Annotated in this window: 17 protein-coding genes; 1 reads left to right on the forward strand and 16 read right to left on the reverse strand. The window is 56.9% G+C overall.

Annotated elements, in window-relative coordinates; genetic code table 11:
- Positions 1 to 28 precede the first annotated feature (28 nt).
- Positions 29 to 319: a hypothetical protein gene (locus tag QZ862_RS14305; protein ID WP_363315123.1), complete on the forward strand. Its 291-nt coding sequence runs from the start codon at positions 29 to 31 to the stop codon at positions 317 to 319.
- 42 nt (positions 320 to 361) lie between these two features.
- Here QZ862_RS14305 and dnaE read toward each other — a convergent pair whose 3' ends face one another.
- The 16 genes from dnaE to nuoG all read right to left on the reverse strand — a co-directional run bounded on the left by dnaE (position 362) and on the right by nuoG (position 21,576).
- Positions 362 to 3,859: a DNA polymerase III subunit alpha gene (gene dnaE / locus QZ862_RS14310; RefSeq protein WP_296100658.1), complete on the reverse strand. Its 3,498-nt coding sequence runs from the start codon at positions 3,857 to 3,859 to the stop codon at positions 362 to 364.
- Positions 3,860 to 4,268: 409 nt separating this feature from the next.
- On the reverse strand, positions 4,269 to 4,952 hold the full coding sequence (locus QZ862_RS14315) for an ABC transporter ATP-binding protein (RefSeq protein WP_296020941.1): 684 nt from the start codon (positions 4,950 to 4,952) through the stop codon (positions 4,269 to 4,271).
- A 16-nt stretch (positions 4,953 to 4,968) separates the two neighbouring features.
- Positions 4,969 to 6,276, reverse strand: coding sequence for a lipoprotein-releasing ABC transporter permease subunit (locus QZ862_RS14320; RefSeq protein ID WP_296020942.1), 1,308 nt, complete (start codon positions 6,274 to 6,276; stop codon positions 4,969 to 4,971).
- Between the two features lie 20 nt (positions 6,277 to 6,296).
- Entirely contained in the window at positions 6,297 to 7,619 is a 1,323-nt protein-coding gene (gene proS, locus QZ862_RS14325) for a proline--tRNA ligase (protein ID WP_296100661.1), read from the reverse strand.
- Between the two features lie 598 nt (positions 7,620 to 8,217).
- The gene (locus QZ862_RS14330) at positions 8,218 to 8,487 is read right to left on the reverse strand and encodes a DUF1467 family protein (protein ID WP_296020946.1); all 270 of its coding nucleotides are present in this window, start codon (positions 8,485 to 8,487) and stop codon (positions 8,218 to 8,220) included.
- 227 nt (positions 8,488 to 8,714) lie between these two features.
- Positions 8,715 to 9,119, reverse strand: a complete 405-nt coding sequence (gene mce, locus QZ862_RS14335; protein ID WP_296100675.1) for a methylmalonyl-CoA epimerase — start codon at positions 9,117 to 9,119, stop codon at positions 8,715 to 8,717.
- A gap of 94 nt (positions 9,120 to 9,213) precedes the next feature.
- On the reverse strand, positions 9,214 to 10,881 hold the full coding sequence (locus QZ862_RS14340; RefSeq protein ID WP_296100663.1) for a ribonuclease J: 1,668 nt from the start codon (positions 10,879 to 10,881) through the stop codon (positions 9,214 to 9,216).
- Between the two features lie 192 nt (positions 10,882 to 11,073).
- Positions 11,074 to 11,829: a biotin--[acetyl-CoA-carboxylase] ligase gene (locus QZ862_RS14345; protein ID WP_296100676.1), complete on the reverse strand. Its 756-nt coding sequence runs from the start codon at positions 11,827 to 11,829 to the stop codon at positions 11,074 to 11,076.
- 11 nt (positions 11,830 to 11,840) lie between these two features.
- Positions 11,841 to 13,283 (reverse strand): NADH-quinone oxidoreductase subunit NuoN, encoded by a 1,443-nt coding sequence (gene nuoN, locus QZ862_RS14350; RefSeq protein WP_296020953.1) that lies wholly within the window; start codon positions 13,281 to 13,283, stop codon positions 11,841 to 11,843.
- Between the two features lie 18 nt (positions 13,284 to 13,301).
- Positions 13,302 to 14,813, reverse strand: coding sequence for an NADH-quinone oxidoreductase subunit M (locus QZ862_RS14355; RefSeq protein ID WP_296100665.1), 1,512 nt, complete (start codon positions 14,811 to 14,813; stop codon positions 13,302 to 13,304).
- The gene (nuoL, locus tag QZ862_RS14360; protein ID WP_296100667.1) at positions 14,813 to 16,810 is read right to left on the reverse strand and encodes an NADH-quinone oxidoreductase subunit L; all 1,998 of its coding nucleotides are present in this window, start codon (positions 16,808 to 16,810) and stop codon (positions 14,813 to 14,815) included. The genes QZ862_RS14355 and nuoL overlap by 1 nt, the downstream gene beginning before the upstream one ends.
- A gap of 7 nt (positions 16,811 to 16,817) precedes the next feature.
- The gene (nuoK, locus tag QZ862_RS14365) at positions 16,818 to 17,126 is read right to left on the reverse strand and encodes an NADH-quinone oxidoreductase subunit NuoK (protein WP_296020959.1); all 309 of its coding nucleotides are present in this window, start codon (positions 17,124 to 17,126) and stop codon (positions 16,818 to 16,820) included.
- 29 nt (positions 17,127 to 17,155) lie between these two features.
- Complete coding sequence (locus tag QZ862_RS14370; RefSeq protein WP_296020960.1) at positions 17,156 to 17,770, reverse strand: NADH-quinone oxidoreductase subunit J; 615 nt, start codon at positions 17,768 to 17,770, stop codon at positions 17,156 to 17,158.
- Between the two features lie 137 nt (positions 17,771 to 17,907).
- On the reverse strand, positions 17,908 to 18,399 hold the full coding sequence (gene nuoI, locus QZ862_RS14375; RefSeq protein ID WP_003502385.1) for an NADH-quinone oxidoreductase subunit NuoI: 492 nt from the start codon (positions 18,397 to 18,399) through the stop codon (positions 17,908 to 17,910).
- Positions 18,400 to 18,438: 39 nt separating this feature from the next.
- A complete protein-coding gene (gene nuoH / locus QZ862_RS14380; RefSeq protein WP_296100669.1) occupies positions 18,439 to 19,482 on the reverse strand; it encodes an NADH-quinone oxidoreductase subunit NuoH in 1,044 nt (347 codons plus the stop codon).
- Between the two features lie 12 nt (positions 19,483 to 19,494).
- Positions 19,495 to 21,576: an NADH-quinone oxidoreductase subunit NuoG gene (nuoG, locus tag QZ862_RS14385; protein WP_296100670.1), complete on the reverse strand. Its 2,082-nt coding sequence runs from the start codon at positions 21,574 to 21,576 to the stop codon at positions 19,495 to 19,497.
- Between the last annotated feature and the right edge of the window lie 113 nt (positions 21,577 to 21,689).

The raw sequence follows: 21,689 nt of genomic DNA on the forward strand, positions 1-21,689 counted from the left end.
TCATCAATTCGCTTGGGGAGCCGTGATTATGAACATGAAATATCTTGCAGCAGCGATTGTTGCGCTGGCCTGCGTTTCCGCCGCGGAAGCGCCGAAAAATTATAGCGTCTATGGCGGACCGGCGGTTGAGAGCGATCCCATCATCCTGAACGTGTTCGACCATGCGCTCGCGCGCTGCAGCGTCGAGGCAAGCGTACCGCAGCGTGGCACCACGTTCACCAACTCATATTATTATAACGCAGCCTTGCGCGCATGCCTGTCGCGGCACGGATTTATCGATAACGGTGCCTATGCCTATCCGGCAAACAGCCTGTTTTGATCGGAAAGCGGGTGAACGTATCTCACCCGCTCCCTCATCACCTCACACGAGTTCGACATCGACGACACCGGGAGCGGAGCGCAAAGCAGCTGCTATCTCCGGGGAAATGCGATATTTATCGGTCAGTTCGACTTCGATTTCACGTTGCCCTTCATCCTTTATCACAATGAAGTAGACCGACCCGTCACCTCTGGCATTCAGATGTCGCGCCACGGTTTTAAGCGGGCCGGAATTCCGAACATAGACGCGCAACGCTTTTTGCATCTGCACGGATTTTTCCTCGAGCGATTGCGCCGTCTGTATGCGCAGCCCGATACCTTCCGGTCGCTCTTCCGCCTGAACGGTAATGACCAGCGATTTTCCGACCTCTAGCAGATCGCGATATTGGCCAAGTCCTTCTGAAAACAGCACGGCCTCGTACTGGCCGGATGCATCGGAGAAGGTCACGATTCCCATCTTGTTGCCGGTGCGGGTCTTACGCTCCTGCTTGCCAGTGACTGTACCTGCAAGACGACCAACCGTTGCTCCCTGTTTCACCGCTGCGGAGAAATCAGCGATGTTCTGAACACGAAGTTTGTCGAGCACGGTCCGGTAGGTATCGAGCGGGTGGGCAGTGAGATAGAAGCCCAGCACCTGATATTCGCGCAGTAGCTTTTCGGAGGCCAGCCATGGCTGGTAGGCGGGCAGCACCAGCTTCTCCGGACCGGTTGCCGCGCCTGAGCCGAACATGTCGTGTTGGCCGGTAACACGGCTTTCCTGGGCGCGTTGGGAGTAGCCAATAATGCGATCGAGACCGCCGATCAGTTCGGCGCGGTCTTTGCCGAAGCAATCGAATGCGCCTGCGTTGATCAGGCTTTCCAGAACGCGGCGGTTGATCTGCTTGGGATCGATCCGGAGGCAGAAATCTTCTAGACTTGCGAAAGGCGTATCGCCGCGCACTTCGACGATATGATCGACCGCGCCCTCGCCCACGCCCTTCAAGGCTGCCAGCGAATAATAGATGCGGTTCTCACCCGTTTCGAAACGACGGAAGGATGTCTGGACAGATGGTGCGACGATCTCGATTCCCAGACGCGCAGCATCCTGGCGGAAATCATTGACCTTTTCGGTATTCGCCATATCAAGCGTCATCGAAGCGGCAAGGAACTCCACCGGGTAGTGCGCCTTCATATAGGCGGTCTGGTAGGAAACGATGGCGTAAGCGGCGGCGTGAGACTTGTTGAAGCCGTAATTCGCGAATTTGGCGAGGAGATCAAAGATCGTGTCGGCCTGGGCCTTGGAGACATTATTGCGGATCGCGCCTTCAACGAAGCGCTCCCGCTGTTTGTCCATCTCTTCCTTGATCTTCTTGCCCATGGCGCGACGCAGGAGGTCGGCTTCACCAAGAGAATATCCAGACAGAACCTGGGCGATCTGCATCACCTGTTCCTGATAGACGATAACGCCCTGCGTTTCCTTCAAGAGATGGTCGATGGTCGGATGGATCGACTCGATTTCCTCTTCGCCATGTTTGCGGGCGTTGTAGACCGGAATATTTTCCATCGGGCCAGGACGATAGAGCGCGACCAGCGCGATAATGTCCTCAATGCAGTCCGGACGCATGCCGATGAGCGCCTTGCGCATGCCGGCACTTTCCACCTGGAAGACGCCGATCGTCTCGCCGCGCGACAGCATCTCATAGGTCTTCTGATCATCCAGCGGAATGGCAGCAAGGTCGACATGGATGCCGCGCTTGGCGACGAAGTCGACCGCTACCTTCAGGACCGTCAGCGTTTTCAGTCCGAGAAAGTCGAACTTCACCAGCCCGGCGCTTTCAACCCACTTCATGTTGAACTGGGTGACAGGCATGTCGGATCGCGGATCACGATACATCGGCACGAGCTTCGACAGAGGACGGTCGCCGATAACGATACCGGCGGCGTGGGTAGAGGCGTGGCGATAAAGACCCTCGATTTTCTGGGCGATATCCAGAAGCCTTGCGACGACCGGTTCCTTGTCCGCCTCCTCCTGCAGACGCGGCTCCTCTTCGATCGCCTTGGAGAGTGGAGTGGGGTTGGCCGGATTGTTCGGCACCAGCTTACAGATGCGGTCCACCTGACCGTAGGGCATCTCCAGCACGCGACCAACGTCGCGCAAGGCTGCACGGGCTTGCAGCGACCCGAAGGTGATGATCTGCGCCACTTGCTCGCGACCATATTTACGCTGCACATAGCGGATCACCTCTTCGCGGCGATCCTGGCAGAAGTCGATATCGAAGTCGGGCATCGAAACGCGTTCGGGATTAAGGAAACGTTCGAAAAGTAGCGAGAAGCGGAGCGGATCCACATCTGTAATTGTCAATGCATAGGCGACGAGTGATCCCGCACCCGAGCCACGACCGGGGCCGACCGGAATATCTTGCTGCTTTGCCCATTTGATGAAGTCGGCAACGATGAGGAAATAGCCAGGAAACTTCATGCGTTCGATGACGCTGAGTTCAAAATCCAGCCGATCCCGGTATTCCTGCTCCGTATAACCGGGCGCCATGCCGAGCGCTGCCAAACGCATGTCAAGACCTTCGACGGCCTGGCGGCGAAGTTCCAGCGATTCTGCGCGTTCGGCCTCTTCCGGATCGTCACTGGCGCCGGTAAAGCGCGGCAGAATGGGCCCACGCTTCTTGAGAACATAGGAACAACGCTGGGCGATCTCGACCGTGTTTTCGATGGCTTCGGGGATATCCTTGAAAAGTGCCACCATCTCATCGCGGCTCTTTAGATAATGATCGGGAGTCAGACGAAAACGGCTATCGTCCGAAACGATCGCATTATGAGCGACCGCCATAAGGGCGTCATGGGCCTCATAATCCGCCTTGGAAGGGAAGAAAGCCTCATTGGTGGCAACCAGAGGAATATCGTGCTCATAGGCAAGCGCTATCATGCGGCGCTCATGCGCACGATCGTAATTGCCCTGACGTTGAAGCTCTATATATAGCCGATCGCCAAAGATCTCCTTCAGCGCGAGAAGCCGGCTCTTTGCCTGAGCGGCATGCCCTTCTTTCAGTGCCATGTCGATAGGACCGCCGGATGCGCCTGATAGTGCTATCAAGCCGGCATTGCTTGCTTCTTCCAGCCAGGACTTGGCGATATTGACCGCATGGCCGCTGCCTTCACCGTCGAGATAGGCGCGACTGATCAAATCAACCAATCGTTCATAACCGTCAGCATCTGCGGCCAGGAGAACAAGAGACGGCAACTTGACCAGATTGTTGCCACCTCGCCTCTCCTCTACGACGTCCTGCATATCTATGGAAAGCTGACACCCGATGATCGGCTGCAGTCCTTCGTCTCGCGCCTTCTCCGAGAATTCCAGCGCAACAAAAAGGTTGTTTGTATCAGTGATGGCAATAGCGGGCTGAGAATCGCCAACAGCTTTTGCCATGATCTTTTTAAGAGGAAGCGCGCCTTCAAGCAGCGAATAGGCAGAATGGACGCGAAGATGGACGAAGCCGGGAGATTCCAAGAGCACGCCCGAAAGGTTCTGCCCGTCAAGATTATCGCCCATTTTGCCCGCATTCCTGTCATTTCTGAATCGGGCTTATTTTGGTCCCTTCGGGCGGCAAAGTCCACCGCGAACGGGTGTCCGTACACTGCAATCGTAAAGATACCGAAGGGTCGAAACTCACATGGATGTGAGGATAACCGAGAAGCTGGCAACGAAGACAGCGATGGACGTGAAGGCGGCAAGGTCACGGATGAAATCAGTCATTTGTCTCTCCTTACTTGATATGTTCCAACTTTGTTCTCATTTTGTTTCCATGTCAACAGCTTTCTTCGGACTGTCCTATTGCCAACGTGCGCAGACTCGTCCGGGTTCCGCCGATCGAATCATTGGCAAAACAAAACCCCGCCTGAAGGGTCAGACGGGGTTCCTGTCATGAATCAGCCTGTGCGGTTGACAGACACTTTGAGTGTTAGAATTCGACGATCTTGCCTTCGCTCAAGGTAACGCGGCGGTCCATGCGTGCGGCCAGATCGTGATTGTGCGTTGCAATCAGCGCGGCAAGGCCGGACTGGCGCACAAGTGCTTCCAGAGCATCGAAGACATAGGATGCCGTTTCAGGATCGAGATTGCCTGTCGGCTCGTCTGCCAGCAGCAGAAGCGGGGCGTTGGCAACCGCTCTCGCGATCGCCACACGCTGCTGTTCGCCGCCCGACAGTTCAGCCGGGCGATGTTCCGCCCTGTGGCCGATTCGCATGTAGTCCAACAGCGCCTTGGCACGAACCTGCGCTTCCTTCGGAGCGAGACCCGCGATCATTTGCGGCATCATGATGTTTTCAAGCGCCGAGAATTCCGGCAGCAGGTGGTGGAACTGATAGACGAAGCCGATGTCGCTGCGGCGGATCGACGTGCGCTCCTCATCAGACAGCGTGCCGCATGGCTTGCCATTGATGAATACCTCGCCCGCATCCGGATGTTCGAGCAGACCTGCCAGATGCAGAAGCGTCGATTTCCCCGTTCCGGAGGGCGCGACAAGCGCGACGATCTCACCGCTTCTCAGCTCGAAATTTGCGTCTTTCAGAATGGAGAGACTCGTCTCCCCCTGACCGTAGGTCCGTTCCACGCCGGAGAGCTGTAAAGCCATTTTTTTTGCCATGGTGCGAGGCCGGTCCTTATTCATATCTCAGGGCCTGGACAGGATCTAGCTTCGACGCGCGCCAAGCGGGGAAGATCGTTGCCAGGAAGGACAAAGTCAGCGCCATGACGATGACCGTGATCGTCTCGCTCAAAGCCATCTCAGCTGGAAGCTGGCTGAGGAAATAAAGCTGCGGATCGAACAGAACCGTGCCGCTGATCCATGAGAAGAACTGGCGGATCGATTCCACATTGAGACAGACGACAACGCCAAGCGCCACGCCCGCAAATGTGCCGACGATACCGATAGCCGCACCTGTCATGAAAAAGATGCGCATGACAGCGCCCGAAGTCGCACCCATTGTGCGCAGGATGGCGATATCGCTGCCCTTGTCCTTCACCAGCATGATAAGGCCGGAAATGATGTTGAGCGCCGCGACCAGAACGATCAGTGTCAGGATCATGAACATGACGTTGCGCTCCACCTGCAGGGCGGAGAAGAAAGTCTGGTTCCGCTGTCGCCAGTCGGTGATATAGACTTGGCGACCGGCAGCAGCCTCCACCAGAGGTCGGATGCCATCGACATCGTCCGGATGGCTGACGAAAAGCTCGATCGACTGGACGATGCCTTCCGAATTGAAATAGAGCTGCGCTTCCGAAAGCGGCATATAGATCATCGAGGCGTCATATTCCGACATGCCGATCTCGAAAACACCGGAGATCGGATAGGACTTCACGCGAGGATTGACACCCATGGGTGTCACGTCACCTTCCGGTGAAATGAGCGTAATCTGGTCCCCTACTGTCACGCCGAGCTGCGCGGCTAGCCTTGAACCAACCAGAACACCCTGTCCTGACATGAAGCCGACGAGATCGCCAGCTTTGACGTTGGTAGAAATTTCCTTGATCTTTTCGAGATCTTCGGGCCGCACGCCCCGGACCAAAGCGCCACTGCCCGCACCGTTGCGACCAGACGCCAGCGTCTGACCTTCCACGAGCGGCAAGGCCATCGTCACGCCCGGCACTCCGGCAAACTTCTTTGCCAATTCATCATAATTGTTGAAGGGCTGGTCGATCGGCTGGACGATCATGTGACCGTTGATTCCCAAAATACGGGAAATCAGCTCGGTGCGGAAACCATTCATGACGGCCATGACGATGATCAGCGTCGCAACGCCGAGCATAATGCCGACGAAGGAGAAGCCTGCAATGACAGATATGAATGCTTCCTTACGGCGCGAACGCAGGTAGCGCCAGGCCACCATGCGCTCGAAAGCCGAAAACGGCCGTGCCGCCCCATCCTTCACGGATGCCACAGCACCGTTGTCAGCCTCGGCTTTTGCCATGTCTACTCCTTGTCGGCCTTTCAGCCGAGAACTCTGTTCATTGCGGCTTCGACCGTGACGTTCTCACGTGCGCCCGTTTTGCGGTCCTTCACCTCGACCTCGCCGGCAGCAATGCTGCGTGGGCCGACGATGATCTGCGTAGGCACGCCGATAAGATCTGCGGTCGCGAACTTCTGGCCCGCGCGGTCATCCGTATCGTCGTAAAGAACATCCTTACCGGCATTGGACAGCGCGTAATAAAGCTTTTCGCATGCCGCGTCGCAGGCCGCATCGCCAGCCTTCATGTTGATGATGACGACATCGAAAGGAGCAACCGACGCCGGCCAGATGATTCCGTTCTCGTCATGCGAGGCTTCAATGATGGCGGGAACAAGGCGTGTTGGTCCGATGCCATAGGATCCCATGTGGACGGGATGTTCCTTGCCGTCAGGCCCCTGAACCTTGGCACCCATCGGCTCGGAATATTTGGTCCCGAAGTAGAAGATGTGGCCAACTTCTATGCCGCGAGCAGAAAGACGGTCGCTCTCGGGAATTGCGTTGAAGGCAGCTTCGTCGTGCATTTCGGACGTTGCGGCATAGTCTGCCGTCCATGTATCGAAAATGCTCTGCAGACCGGCAACGTCATCGAAATTGGTATCATCTCCGGGAATGCCCTGCTCCAGGAAGCTCTTGTGGCAGAAGACTTCCGATTCACCGGTGTCTGCCAGAATGATGAATTCGTGGCTGTGATTGCCGCCGATCGGGCCAGTATCGGCGCGCATCGGAATTGCGCGCAGGCCAAGGCGCGAGAAGGTGCGCAGATAGGCTGCAAACATCTTGTTATAGGAGTGGATCGCGGCTTCCTTCGTCAAATCGAAGGAATAGGCATCCTTCATCAAGAACTCGCGCGAACGCATCGTGCCGAAACGAGGACGCACTTCGTCGCGGAATTTCAGCTGGATATGGTAGAGGTTCAGCGGCAGGTTCTTGTAGGACTTCACATAGGAGCGGAAGATGTCCGTGATCATCTCCTCGTTCGTGGGGCCATACAACATCTGACGATCCTGGCGGTCCTTGATGCGCAGCATTTCCTTGCCGTAATCGTCATATCGACCGCTCTCCTGCCAGAGCTCAGCCGATTGCAGCGTGGGCATCAACAGCTCTACTGCGCCGGACCGGTCCTGCTCCTCGCGAATGATGCGGTTCACCTTGTCCATCACCCGCTTGCCCAGCGGCAGCCAGGAATAGATGCCCTGGCTCTGCTGACGGATCATCCCTGCACGCAACATGAGGCGGTGAGAAACAATTTCAGCTTCCTTGGGATTTTCCTTCAGGATGGGCAAAAAATAACGGCTGAGACGCATGACTATTTCCTGGGTGCGGCGACCCGCCATCTACTGGGAATCGCCAGAATTAAAGGATATTTCCGCCGTACATAACCGTTTCTCCATCAGAAGGAAACCCGCTCGATCGGGGCGCTCCACACAGCATTCACATGAACGTGAGAATAGGTCTTTCGTCACTGCACGGTTTCAGGCGAAATAATTTTGCGGGTGACCTGCGACATAATGGTCGCGGGGAATTTTTTTTGCCGACTGTAACAAAATTGCAAAAAACGTGGTGACAAAGTGGAATCTTTGGGCTAGTTTCAGCTCACAAAAGAGGCAGGAAGTTTAAATTTCTGCCGTCTTCGCGGTCAGTCTTGGGAGGATGAGATCTTAGGCGCGCTTGTTCGCTGCCCCGGAAACGGAAACAGATCACGCGAAACTGAAAAACAAGGCCTAACCGCCTTGTTTTTTTTTGCCCTAAAATCCGTGTTATTTCAGCGAGTTGGTTGCCGAGACCTGATCACACAGCTTTTGCTTTTGGCGGATGTGCGAATCTCGCCCACAGAAATGTAACATTCGTATGACGGACACTGGCGCCTATAGGGACACCAGCCCCCCGCTCCATCTGATAAGATCAATCATAAACGGGAATGATGCGTGGCAAATCGTCAAGGCTGACACCAAAGTACAAGGTGACGCCGTACCAGAGTGCGCAGAGCAATATCGAGATCAGGGTCGTGAGGATCAGGATTTTGGCGCCTTGGAAACGAGTAGGCGCGCTCGCGACCGTGCCCAGCGTCACGTCTCCGTCATCCATCTGGGTTCTAAGGCCAATCGGCAGCACGACAAACAGAACCGTCCACCAGACGATGAAAAAAACAGCAACGACCGACAACCACGGCATGTGGAACCTCCCCTTGAAGAACCGGCGTTCCTCGTCTCCTCATGGTGCTGGAAACACGCTGGAAGCAGACGGAGCAGCTGGTAAACGATTCCTACAATACAAGCCCCAGAATCGGAATCGATTTTCGGGGGCATCGTCAGCTTGAAGAGGATAAAGCGTCCTCAGTGGATCTCATCATGCGCTTGGTACTCCCGGCGCAGACGTTAGTTTTCGAAACAAACCCTCGTTCAACTCTCTTCCAACTCCACCAGCGTACCGCAGAAATCCTTCGGGTGAAGGAAGAGCACAGGCCTTCCGTGGGCGCCTATCTTCGGTTCTCCATTGCCGAGAACGCGTGCGCCGGCGGCCTTCAAACTGTCGCGGGCAGCGATGATATCTTCCACTTCGTAACAGATGTGGTGCATGCCGCCGGACGGGTTCTTTTCCAGAAATGCTGCGATGGGCGAGTTGCCGTCCAATGGCTCAAGCAGTTCGACCTTGCTGTTGGGCAGGTTGACGAACACGACGCGCACCCCATGTTCGGGCAAAGTCTGCACCTGCGAGACAGCAGCGCCCAGGACATCGCGATAGGTGGTGGTTGCCGCCGCAAGGTCGGGGACAGCGATCGCAATGTGATTGATCCGTCCGAGCATGGTCATCCTCCCAATTTCCTGGCCGAACATCATCTAAGACGCTGACATCGTCGGTGATGCGCGTCTATCCCAGCGCGCATCACCGAACTTATCGTCAAATCTTCGTCACGAATACCGTGACGATCGGCTTTTTGCCCCATGTATGATTGGCGGCGGCGCGCACGGCGCGACGGACCGCTTCGCGCAGCAGGTCCAGATCCTTGCGGCGAGCGCGCGGGATGCTTTCAATGGCACCGAGGACGGCATCGTAGAGCGTGTCTTCCATTGCCTCGCCTTCGTCGTCAAATTCAGGAAGACCGAAAGGAACCACGTCCGGATCGCCGTGGAAATCGTAGCGGCTGTCCAGAACGACATTGACCGAGACGTGACCTGCGAAGGAAAGCTTGCGGCGATCACCGATACCCATTTCCTCGAAGTCGCCGACAAGACGACCATCCTTGAAAATGCGTCCGTGCGGCGCATCGTCGATCACCTCCGCCGGTCCAGGTGCCAAGCGAAGAATATTGCCATTGCGCACCTTCGGAACCTGCTTGATACCGGCCTGCTCTGCCAGTTCCTTCTGGGCCACGAGATGTGCTGCTTCGCCATGCACAGGCACGAGGATCTTCGGCTTGGTCCACTCATACATGCGCAAAAGCTCGTTGCGGCGCGGATGGCCGGAGACGTGAACCAGAGCCTCGTTATCGGTGATGATGTGGATACCCTGCTCTATCAGACCGTTCTTGATATCGAGAATGGCCTTTTCGTTGCCCGGTATAGCACGCGAGGAAAAGACGACCGTGTCGCCCTTGGCGAGCGCGACATTGCGCATTTCATCGCGTGATAGCTTGGCAAGCGCTGCACGCGGCTCACCTTGCGAGCCGGTGAGGATGACCACAACCTTGTCCCGAGGAATATAGCCGTATTCATCTTCAGCCAGGAACGGCTTGATGCCTTCCATAATGCCGAGATCCTGCGAAACATTGACGACCCGTTTGAGTGACGAGCCGAGGAGCAGTACTTCCCGACCAGCGCGCTCCGCCGCCTGCGCAATGGATCGAATACGGCCGACATTGGAGGAGAAAGTCGTGATTGCGACGCGGCCCTCGGCATTGTCGATGATTTGACGAAGCCCCTCTGAAACTTGCTCTTCCGAGGGAGAAACACCGTCACGAACAGCATTGGTGCTGTCGCAGAGCAGCGCCAGCACCCCCTCCTCCCCAATGGCGCGGAAACGAGCTTCATCTGTCAGCGGCCCCAAAGACGGCGCATGATCGATCTTCCAGTCACCGGTATGGACGACATTGCCAAGCGGAGTGCGGATGACGAGTGACATGGGCTCAGGGATCGAGTGGTTGACGCCGATGGCCTCGATCTCGAACGGACCGAGATTGATGCGATCGCCCGCTTTGAATGGCGAAATCGGGATTTCCGCGCGCGTGCCCTCATAGTTGCGCTTGGCTTCCAGCATACCCGCGGTGAAGCCGGAGGCGTAAACAGGCACATTGAGACCCGGCCACAGATCGTTCAGCGCGCCGTAATGGTCCTCATGGGCGTGGGTGATTATGATACCTTTGAGGTTTTCCCGTTGCGCTTCGATGAAGCGGATATCGGGCAGCACGAGATCGACGCCAGGCAGATCGAGGCCTGCAAAGGTCACGCCGCAGTCGACCATGATCCATTGCCGTTTGGCAGCAGGACCATAACCATAAAGGGCGAGGTTCATGCCGATTTCGCCCACGCCGCCAAGCGGCAGGAAAACCAGTTCATCTTGTTGAGACATGTCTTTATCCAATCTGCAATGTGCAATGGGCGCGGGTTCAAGACCGCGCTCCCGATTGCACTGACCGCGCCGGACTTATCGAAACGTCGAAATACCGGGCCGACGCGGACCGGATGAACGCCCTGATTTCACGAGCAACAGGGATGCTCCAAACTCGAAGACCAAAGTGGCACGCATCGAGCGCGCGCTACTTCAGCCGAAAAATACATCGCCAGCGGCGATCGCCCGTCTGGGGCCATCATCCTCATCCAGCAACAGAAAACCTTGATCATCTATTCCTGCAAAGCGCCCGCCGATGGAGTGGTCGGGAAAGTTGACGGTGATGTGTTCGCCAATTCCGCAAGCGGCTGCACGCCAATCCCGCATGACCTCGGTCACGCCACGGCCTTCGTTCCAGACGGCGAGAACCTCAGCCGTCTCACGATAGAGGTGGGCAAACAGTTCGTCCGGTCCGCAGGACGCGCCATGCTCGGAAAGCATGGTGACGGGATAAAGAGGGTTATCCGGTTTATGGGCAATGTTAATGCCGATGCCGATAACGATCGCGCGGCGACCATCTGACAACTGCTCGGCCTCCATGAGAATTCCGCAGATCTTCATTCTGCCAATGAGAATATCATTCGGCCATTTGATTTCCAGTGAAGCGCCACCAAACGGCAAAACGACGCGGATCGCACGATGGACGGCGAGCGCAAAGGCAAGCGGCAATGAACCGAGCTGTTCCATCGGTGCGGGATCGATCAAAAGAAGAGACGCGTAGAGATTGCCAGCTTCAGAGACCCATGGCCTACCGCGGCGGCCCTTGCCGCCAGTCTGGCGAATAGCGGTTATCCAGAGATTGCCGCTGTCGCCCGAGCGCGCCCGGGCGAGGCATTCGACATTGGTGGACGATGTTTCCACCAATCCCTCGTGCCGGAAGTCATCGAGCGACAACCGGCGCTGTTTCATAAGGTTTTCGCTCAAAAGAACGTCTTCGCCGCAGCTGTCACGGCGTTACCGAGCATGCCACCGAAGAAGATGAAGGCAACGACGAAGAGACCCGATAGTGCGTAAACGATCCGCAGCTCGCCCGCAGCCTTTTCAAACCCACCCTTGGCCTCGTCGAACCACATGACCTTGACGATGCGCAGATAGTAATAGGCACCGACGACGGATGCGATCACGCCGATCACGGCCAGGGCATAGAGCTTCGCTTCGATGGCAGCCAGGAAGACGTAGTATTTGCCGAAGAAGCCTGCGAGCGGTGGGATACCTGCCAGTGAGAACATCAGAGCCGTCAGCACCAGAGCCATGAACGGGTTTGTCGATGACAGACCAGCCAGATCATCGACATTCTCGACATTGCCGACTTCCTTGCGACGCATGGCCAGAATGCAGGCGAAGGTACCGAGCGTCATGCCCATGTAGACAGCCATGTAGATCAACACGCCTGCAACACCATCCTGCGTACCTGCGGCAAGACCGACAAGAGCATAGCCCATGTGACCGATCGACGAGTAGGCCATCAGGCGCTTGATGTTCTTCTGACCGATGGCAGCGAACGAGCCGAGCAGCATCGAGGCGATCGACACGAAGACGACGATCTGCTGCCAGTCGGTGAAGACAGGCTGGAACGCGTCAACGACGATGCGAACGAAGATCGCCATGGCGCCGATTTTTGGAGCGGCGGCAAGGAACGCAGTCACGGGGGTCGGCGCGCCTTCATAGACGTCCGGCGTCCACATGTGGAACGGCACGGCGGAAATCTTGAACGCCAGACCGGCCAGCACGAAGACCAGACCGAAGACGAGGCCGAGCGAACGGGTTTCGGAGGAGAGTACGGTTGCGATTTCCTGGAAGCCGGTGTTGCCGGTAAAGCCATAAACCAGCGACATGCCGTAAAGCAGCATGCCGGAAGACAGTGCGCCGAGAACGAAGTACTTCAGACCGGCCTCTGTAGAGCGCAGGCTTTCGCGGTTGATCGCGCAGATGACGTAGAGCGCCAGCGACTGAAGCTCGAGTGCCATATAAAGCGAGATCAGGTTGTTGGCGGAAATCATCAGCAGGATGCCGAGCGTCGCCAGAACCAGAAGCACCGGATATTCGAAGCGTCCGATCGGCTCAACGCGGCTGTGGCCGACCGAAAGGATCATGGCGACGATCGAGCCGATCAGCGCCAGGATCTTCATGAAGTTGCCGAAGGCATCGGCGACGTAAACGCCGCCGAAGGCCAGGCCGCTTGCAGGGGCGAAGATGATCCACAGGCCAACGACAACCAAAAGCGCGACGGCAAGACCCGTCACAGTGTTGGTCGACTTGTCGCCGGAGAAGACGCCGATCATGAGCAGCGCCAGCGCACCGATCGCAAGGATCAGTTCGGGCGTCGCGATGCGCAGACTGGCAAAAAGAAGTTCAGCGGTCATATCCCACGGGTCCTGTCGTCAGTTCAGAGAAAGCGCAACATTCTGCGCTGCCTGCAATGCGGCTGTATAATTATTGATCACGAGATCTACCGATGCCGCCGTCGCATCGAAGACCGGTGCCGGGTAGACGCCGAAGAAGAACGTCAGCACCACGAGCGGATAAAGGATTACCTTCTCACGGGTGTTGAGATCGAGCATCGCCTTCAGGCTTTCCTTCTCAAGCGCACCGAAGATGACGCGGCGGTAAAGCCACAGAGCATAGGATGCAGAGAGAATGACGCCGGTTGCGGCAAAGAGTGCCACCCAGGTGTTGGCGCGGAAGACACCGACGATCGTCAGGAATTCGCCGACGAAGCCAGAGGTGCCAGGCAGACCGACATTGGCCATCGTAAAGACCATGAAGGCCACAGCATATTTAGGCATGTTGTTGACGAGGCCGCCATAAGCCGCGATCTCGCGGGTGTGGAGACGGTCATAGACGACGCCGACGCAGAGGAAGAGCGCACCCGATACGATACCGTGCGACAACATCTGGAAGATCGCACCCTGCAGACCCTGCACATTGGCGGCGAAGATACCCATCGTCACGTAACCCATATGGGCGACCGAGGAGTAGGCGATCAGCTTCTTGATGTCTTCCTGCATCATTGCCACCAGAGAGGTGTAGATGATGGCAAGGACCGACAGCGTGAAGACGAAGGGTGCGAAGTGTTCGGATGCCAGCGGGAACATCGACAGCGAGAAGCGGATGAAACCGTAGCCACCGAGCTTCAGCATGACGCCAGCCAGGATGACAGAGCCTGCGGTCGGCGCCTGAACGTGCGCATCGGGAAGCCAGGTGTGAACAGGCCACATCGGCATCTTCACCGCGAAGGCTGCGAAGCAGGCCAGCCAGAGCCAGGTCTGCATGCCAGCCGGGAAGCCGTGCTTCAGAAGCTCGGTCATATCTGTCGTGCCAGCCTGCCAGTACATCGCCATGATGGCGAGCATGGTCAGAACGGAACCCAAAAGCGTGTAGAGGAAGAACTTGTAGGAAGCATAGACGCGATCCTTGCCGCCCCATACGCCGATGATGATGAACATCGGGATCAGCGTTGCTTCGAAGAACACGTAGAAGAGAACGGTATCAAGCGCCACGAACACGCCGATCATGACGACTTCCAAAAGAAGGAAGGCGATCATGTATTCCTTAAGGCGCTTCTCGATCGAATCCCAGCTTGCAAGAACGCAGAAGGGCATGAGGAACGTCGTCAGGATGACGAAGAGCATGGAGATGCCGTCAACGCCCAGATGGTAGGCAGCGATGCTGCCGAACCAGTTGTGCTTCTCGACCATCTGGAAGCCAGCGTTCGAATTGTCGAAACCGACCCAGATCAAGAGCGAGACGATGAAGGTGAACACCGTCGTCAGAAGCGAGACGTTGAGAATGTTGCGGCGCCCGAACGGGCCGTTTTCATTCGTCAGAAGCAGGAGCACCACGCCGACGAGCGGCAGGAAGGTGACCGTTGAAAGAATGGGCCAATCGGTCATCAGAGGGCACTCCCGAGCATCATCCAGGTGACTAGTGCTGCGATGCCGATCAGCATCGCGAAAGCATAGTGATAAAGGTAACCGGACTGCAGACGGACGACACGGTTGGTCACGTCAACCACGCGCGCTGCAATACCGTTGGGGCCATAGGCATCAATGACAGCCACATCGCCCTTCTTCCACAGGAAGCGGCCAAGCGCCTTCGCGGAGCGAACAAAGAGGAAGTCATAGAGTTCGTCGAAGTACCACTTGTTCAGAAGGAACTGGTAGAGGCCACGATGGGTCTCTGCCAGACGCTTCGGCGTCTGTGGCGACTTGATGTAGAAGTACCAGGCGGTGACGAAACCGAGAAGCATGGCGATGAAGGGGCTCCACTTGACCCAGAGCGGCACGTGGTGGAACTCTTCGAGAATTTCGTTGGACGGAAGCGTAAAGAGCGCGCCCTTCCAGAATTCCGCATATTCGGGGCCGAAGAAGTAGCCTTCAAACACGACACCGGCAAAGATCGCACCCACTGTCAGGACAAAGAGCGGGATCAGCATTACCATCGGCGATTCATGGACGTGATGCATGACATCCGCAGAAGCGCGCGGCTTGCCGAAGAAAGTCATGAAGGCCAGACGCCAGGAGTAGAAGCTGGTGAAGAGCGCTGCGACGACCAGAAGCGTGAAGGCGAAACCAGCAAGCGGGCTATGCGACGCAAAGGAGGATTCGATAATCACGTCCTTGGAGAAGAAGCCGGCAAAGCCGATCATCGTTCCAGGAATACCAACGCCCGTCAGAGCAAGCGTGCCAACAGTCATCGTCCAGAAGGTGATCGGGATGTGCTTACGAAGACCACCCATGTAACGCATGTCCTGCTCTCCATCCACAGCGTGGATGACCGAACCGGCGCAAAGGAACAGCAGCGCCTTGAAGAAGGCGTGGGTGAAGAGGTGGAAGACGGCGGCGCCATAGGCGCCAACGCCAAGCGCCACGAACATGTAGCCGAGCTGCGAGCAGGTCGAGTAGGCGATAACGCGCTTGATATCGTTCTGTACCAGACCGACGGTCGCGGCAAAGAAGGCGGTAATTGCGCCAATCAGCGTAACGAAGGTGAGCGCGGTCGGAGACAGTTCGAAGATCGGCGACATGCGCGCCACCAAAAAGACGCCTGCGGTCACCATGGTTGCAGCATGGATAAGAGCCGAAACGGGGGTCGGGCCTTCCATAGCGTCAGGGAGCCAGGTGTGCAGCAGGAACTGCGCAGACTTACCCATAGAGCCCATGAACAGCAGAAGGCAGACGGCGGTAACTGCGTGGGCCTTGTCCAGCTGCATGCCGAAGAGGTTGATCACCGTTTCCGTGGCGGCCGCGCCATCGGCAGGCAGATAAGAACCGGCCGTTGCGAAGATCGTTTCGAAATTGATCGAACCGAACAGAACGAAGAGACCGGAGATGCCAAGGATGAAGCCAAAGTCACCGACGCGGTTGACGATGAAAGCCTTCATGGCAGCAGCCGATGCAGACGGCTTCTTGAACCAGAAACCGATCAGCAGATAGGACGCCAGACCAACTCCTTCCCAGCCGAAGAACATCTGCAGCAGGTTGTCGGAGGTCACCAGCATCAGCATGGCGAAGGTAAAGAGCGACAGATAGGCGAAGAAACGCGGACGATGCGGATCATGATGCATGTACCCGATGGAGTACAGATGCACGAGACAGGACACCGTGTTGACCACGACGAACATGACAGCCGTCAGCGTGTCGATGCGGAATGCCCATTCGACGTCGATGCCGCCGGACTGGATCCATCGCAGTACCGGCACCTTGATGACCTCGCCGGCCTCATGGGTCAGAAGCGCGACGTCGAAGAAGACGATCCAGGAGAGAACCGCGACCACGATCATCAGACCGGTGGTGACATATTCCGAGGCCTTGGCGCCGATGGACCGGCCGAAAAGACCAGCGATCAGGAAGCCGATCAGCGGAAGAAAGACGATAGCCTTGTAGATCATAGCCTTATCAGCCCTTCATCATATTGACGTCTTCCACGGCGATCGATCCGCGGTTGCGGTAGAAGACTACGAGTATTGCAAGACCGATGGCCGCTTCAGCAGCCGCAACAGTCAGAATGAACAGGGCGAAGACCTGGCCGACGATATCGTTCAGCACCCAGGAAAAGGCAACCATGTTAAGATTGACAGCCAGAAGGATGAGTTCGATCGACATGAGGATGACGATAACGTTCTTGCGGTTGAGGAAGATACCGAAGATGCCGATCGTAAAGAGGATCGCGCTGACCGTCAGGTAATGGGAAAGACCGATTTCCATATTCTATATTCCTTGGATCCGTTCGCGCCTCAGAGGCCCTGACCCGGCTTGACCTTGACCGTCGTAACGGCGGTCTTAGGATCGCGGGCGACCTGGGTTGAAATGTCCTGACGCTTGATGTCGGTGCGGTGACGCAGCGTCAGCACGATGGCGCCGATCATGGCCACCAGCAGTACGAGACCTGCCAGCTGGAAGAAGTAGACGTAGTTCGTATAAAGCACGTCACCCAGGGCTGCGGTATTGGCGCGCTCAAGAGGATTGGGGATCGGCATGGTGATGGACTTGGCCGCCTGCGGGTTGAGCACGCTGCCCCCGATGACAATGATCAGTTCTGCCGCAAGAATCACACCGATAAGAGCGCCGATCGGAGCGTATTGCAGCACGCCGGAACGCAGCTCGGCGAAATCGACATCCAGCATCATGACGACGAAGAGGAACAGCACCGCCACAGCGCCGACATAAACGACCAGCAGAATCATGCCAAGGAACTCGGCACCCGTCAGCAGGAAGAGCGCGGCCGCGTTGAAGAAGGTCAGGATCAAGAAAAGAACCGAGTGAACCGGGTTCTTGGAAGCGATGACCAGAAATGCAGACGCCACGGCGACGAAAGCGAATATGTAGAAGAATACAGCGTGCAGACCCATGTTGGTGCCTTTTTGTCCTCACCGGGCAAAAGCGGCCTCTAGACCGCCCTGCCCGTTTCGTTCCCGCCAGCGATCGCCGACAGGCATTTCATCTTTTTTGATCCCCGGAGTAAAACTCCGAAGACATGGAGTAAGCCTTAGCGATAAGGCGCATCCAGAGCGAGGTTGCGCGCGATTTCACGCTCCCAGCGATCACCATTGTCGAGAAGCTTCTGCTTGTCGAAATAGAGCTCTTCGCGGGTTTCCGTCGCAAACTCGAAATTAGGGCCTTCAACGATCGCGTCCACCGGGCAGGCTTCCTGGCAGAAGCCGCAATAGATGCACTTCACCATGTCGATGTCGTAACGAACCGTGCGGCGCGTACCATCATTGCGGCGCGGACCAGCCTCGATGGTGATCGCTTGAGCGGGACAGATCGCTTCGCACAGCTTGCAGGCGATGCAGCGTTCTTCACCGTTCGGGTAGCGACGCAGCGCGTGCTCGCCACGGAAACGCGGGCTGACGGGACCCTTTTCAAAAGGATAGTTCACCGTTGCCTTCTGTTTGAAGAAGTGGCGCATGGTCAAAAAGATCGCGCCAACGAATTCCTTAAGGAACAGCGAATTGACGGCTTGGGAAAGACTGGCCATCTCAACCTCCAAATCTGCAAGCGAGGAGTTCGGACATCATTATGCCCCTGCCGTCAGCTTGAGTACGAATGCAACAATCACGACCATGGCGAGCGACAGCGGAAGGAAGACCTTCCAGCCAAGACGCATCAACTGGTCATAGCGGTAACGCGGGACGAATGCCTTCACCAGACCGAACATGAAGAACACCATGACGCCCTTCAGTGCGAACCAGACAATGCCCGGAACCCAGTTCACGAACCAAACATCAACGATCGGCAGCCAGCCGCCAAGGAAGAGAATGGTGGTCAGGCAGCACATCAGAACGATGGCGGCGTATTCGCCCAGCATGAACATCATGTACGGGGTGGAGCCATACTCCACCATGTGACCGGCTACAAGTTCCGATTCCGCTTCCGGCAGATCGAACGGTGGACGATTGGTTTCGGCCAACGACGAAATGAAGAAGACGATGAACATCGGGAAGAGTGGCAGCCAGTGCCAGTCCAGGAAAGACGCCGGCAAACCGAGCGACGTGCCGATACCGGAATGCTGAGCATTGACGATATCCGTCAGGTTCAGCGAACCGACGCAGAGCAGAACAGTGACGATCACGAGACCAATCGAGACTTCGTAGGATACCATCTGCGCCGCGGAACGAAGCGCGCCGAGGAACGGATATTTGGAGTTGGACGCCCAGCCACCCATGATGATGCCATACACTTCAAGCGACGAAATCGCGAAGATATAAAGAATGCCGACATTGATGTTGGCGACAACCCAGCCCTGGTTGAAGGGGATGACAGCGTAGGTGGCAAGTGCCAGCGTCACAGCGACAAGGGGGGCCAGCAGGAAGACGGCCTTGTTGGCGCCGGATGGAATAACCGGCTCCTTGAGGATGAACTTCAAAAGGTCGGCGAAGGACTGGAAGAGACCGAAAGGGCCCACGACGTTCGGGCCGCGGCGCAGCTGCACGGCAGCCCAGATCTTGCGGTCAGCCAGAAGCAGGAACGCGATCGCGACCAGAAGTATAACGAGAAGCAGCAGAGACTGGCCCACAATAATCAGCGCTGGCCAGACATAGCTCCAGAAAAACGAGTCCATAATCCCCTACCCTTACTCTGCCGCAGCCTTGAAGTTGTTGCGGGCCAATGCGGAACATTCGGCCATTACGGCGGACGCTCTCGCAATCGGGTTCGTCAAATAGAAATCCTTAACCGGCGTCACGAAGGCCGCCTTGTTAAGAGTGCCGGTCTTGCCGGACAACGCCGTCAGGTCGTGAACATTGCCCGCAGCAATCTCATCGGTATCCGCAAAGTGCGGGTGCGCGATGTAAAGCTGCGCACGCAGGCCGGACAGGCTGTCGAATGGCAGCTTCTTGCCGAGAACATCGGAAAGGGCACGCAGGATCGCCCAGTCTTCACGCGCTTCGCCAGGAGCAAAGCCTGCGCGGTTACCGAGCTGAACGCGGCCTTCTGTGTTGACCCAAATACCTGATTTTTCGGTATAGGCAGCACCCGGCAGGATGACGTCGGCATTCATCGCGCCACTGTCACCATGCGAACCGATGTAGACGGTGAGCTTTGCGGCCTTGGCCGAAAGATCGAGTTCATCCGCACCGAGCAGGAAGAGCACGTCGGAAGACGCAACGATGGAAGCGGCGTTTGCGGAGGTATCCGCAGGCACGAAGCCGAGATCGAGACCGCCGACGCGCGAGGCTGCAGTATGCAGAACCGAGAAGCCGTTCCAGCCTTCGGAAACTGCACCGATATTTCCGGCGAGCTTTGCAGCATCAGCCAGAATTGCTGCACCGTCTTCGCGTGTCAGAGCGCCTTGACCAACGATGATCATCGGGTTCTTGGCAGCCTTCAACTTCTCAACGAAGCTTCCTGAGCCATTAACCAGATCGGTCAGCGTATCGGTGCCGGCACCCAGGTACTCGTACTCGTAACGCAGCTCGCCTGCTTCACCGATCACGCCGATCGGGAAGCCGCCACGGCGCCAGCGCTTGCGGATGCGAGCGTTGAGAACAGCCGCTTCGAAGCGGGGGTTTGAGCCGATGATCAGCAGCGCATCTGCCTTTTCGATGCCCTGGATCGTCGTATTGAAGATGTAGCTGGCACGTCCGTGCGACGGATGAAGCGCTGTACCATCCTGGCGGCAATCGATATTCGTCGAGCCGAGCGATGCGAGAAGCGACTTTAGCGCGAACATTTCTTCGACGGATGCAAGATCGCCAGCAATGGCGCCGATCTTTTCACCGGTGGTGGCCGAAACGGCAGCCTTGATCGCACCGAAGGCTTCACCCCAGGTGGCAGCCTGCAAACGGCCATCTTTACGGACGTAAGGACGATCGAGACGCTGTGTCTTCAGGCCGTCCCAGATGAAGCGGCTCTTGTCAGAAATCCACTCTTCATTGATGGCTTCGTTGACGCGCGGCATAATGCGCATGACTTCACGGCCACGCGTGTCAACGCGAATTGCGGAGCCCAGAGCATCCATCACGTCGATGGTTTCGGTCTTGCCGAGCTCCCACGGACGGGCGGTGAAGGCGAAAGGCTTGGAGGTCAGAGCCCCAACTGGGCAGAGATCAACCACGTTGCCCTGCAGCTCGGAGGTCATTGCCTGCTCGAGATAGGTTGTGATTTCTGCATCCTCGCCACGACCGATCAGGCCGAGTTCGGAAATGCCGGCAACTTCCGTGGTGAAACGGACGCAGCGCGTGCAGTGGATGCAGCGGTTCATCACCGTCTTGACGAGCGGGCCGATATATTTGTCTTCAACCGCACGCTTGTTCTCAGAATAGCGCGAACCGGCAATGCCGAAGGCCATGGCCTGGTCCTGCAGGTCGCATTCGCCGCCCTGGTCGCAGATCGGGCAATCCAGCGGGTGGTTGATGAGCAGGAACTCCATCACACCTTCGCGGGCCTTCTTGACCATCGGCGTGTTGGTAAACACTTCCGGCAACTCGCCGTTCGGGCCACCGCGAATATCGCGCACACCCATGGCGCAGGAAGCCGCAGGCTTGGGCGGTCCGCCCTTCACCTCGATCAGACACATGCGGCAGTTACCGGCTACCGACAAACGCTCATGAAAACAAAAGCGCGGAACTTCGGCGCCAGCCTCCTCGCACGCCTGAAGCAGCGTGAAATGATCCGGAACCTCGATCTCTTTACCGTCAACCTTGAGCTTTGCCATGGTTCTACTTACGTCCTGTTGCCTGTCCGTCCCGCCAAACAAGCGGTCCACGACAAATCCCGATCGCATCCTGCCGTATCGGTGAGATTCGACCGGATGCTTAAATGATTTGC

Source organism: uncultured Agrobacterium sp. (genome assembly GCA_913777615.1).
In the GTDB taxonomy this organism is placed as follows: Bacteria; Pseudomonadota; Alphaproteobacteria; order Rhizobiales; family Rhizobiaceae; genus Agrobacterium.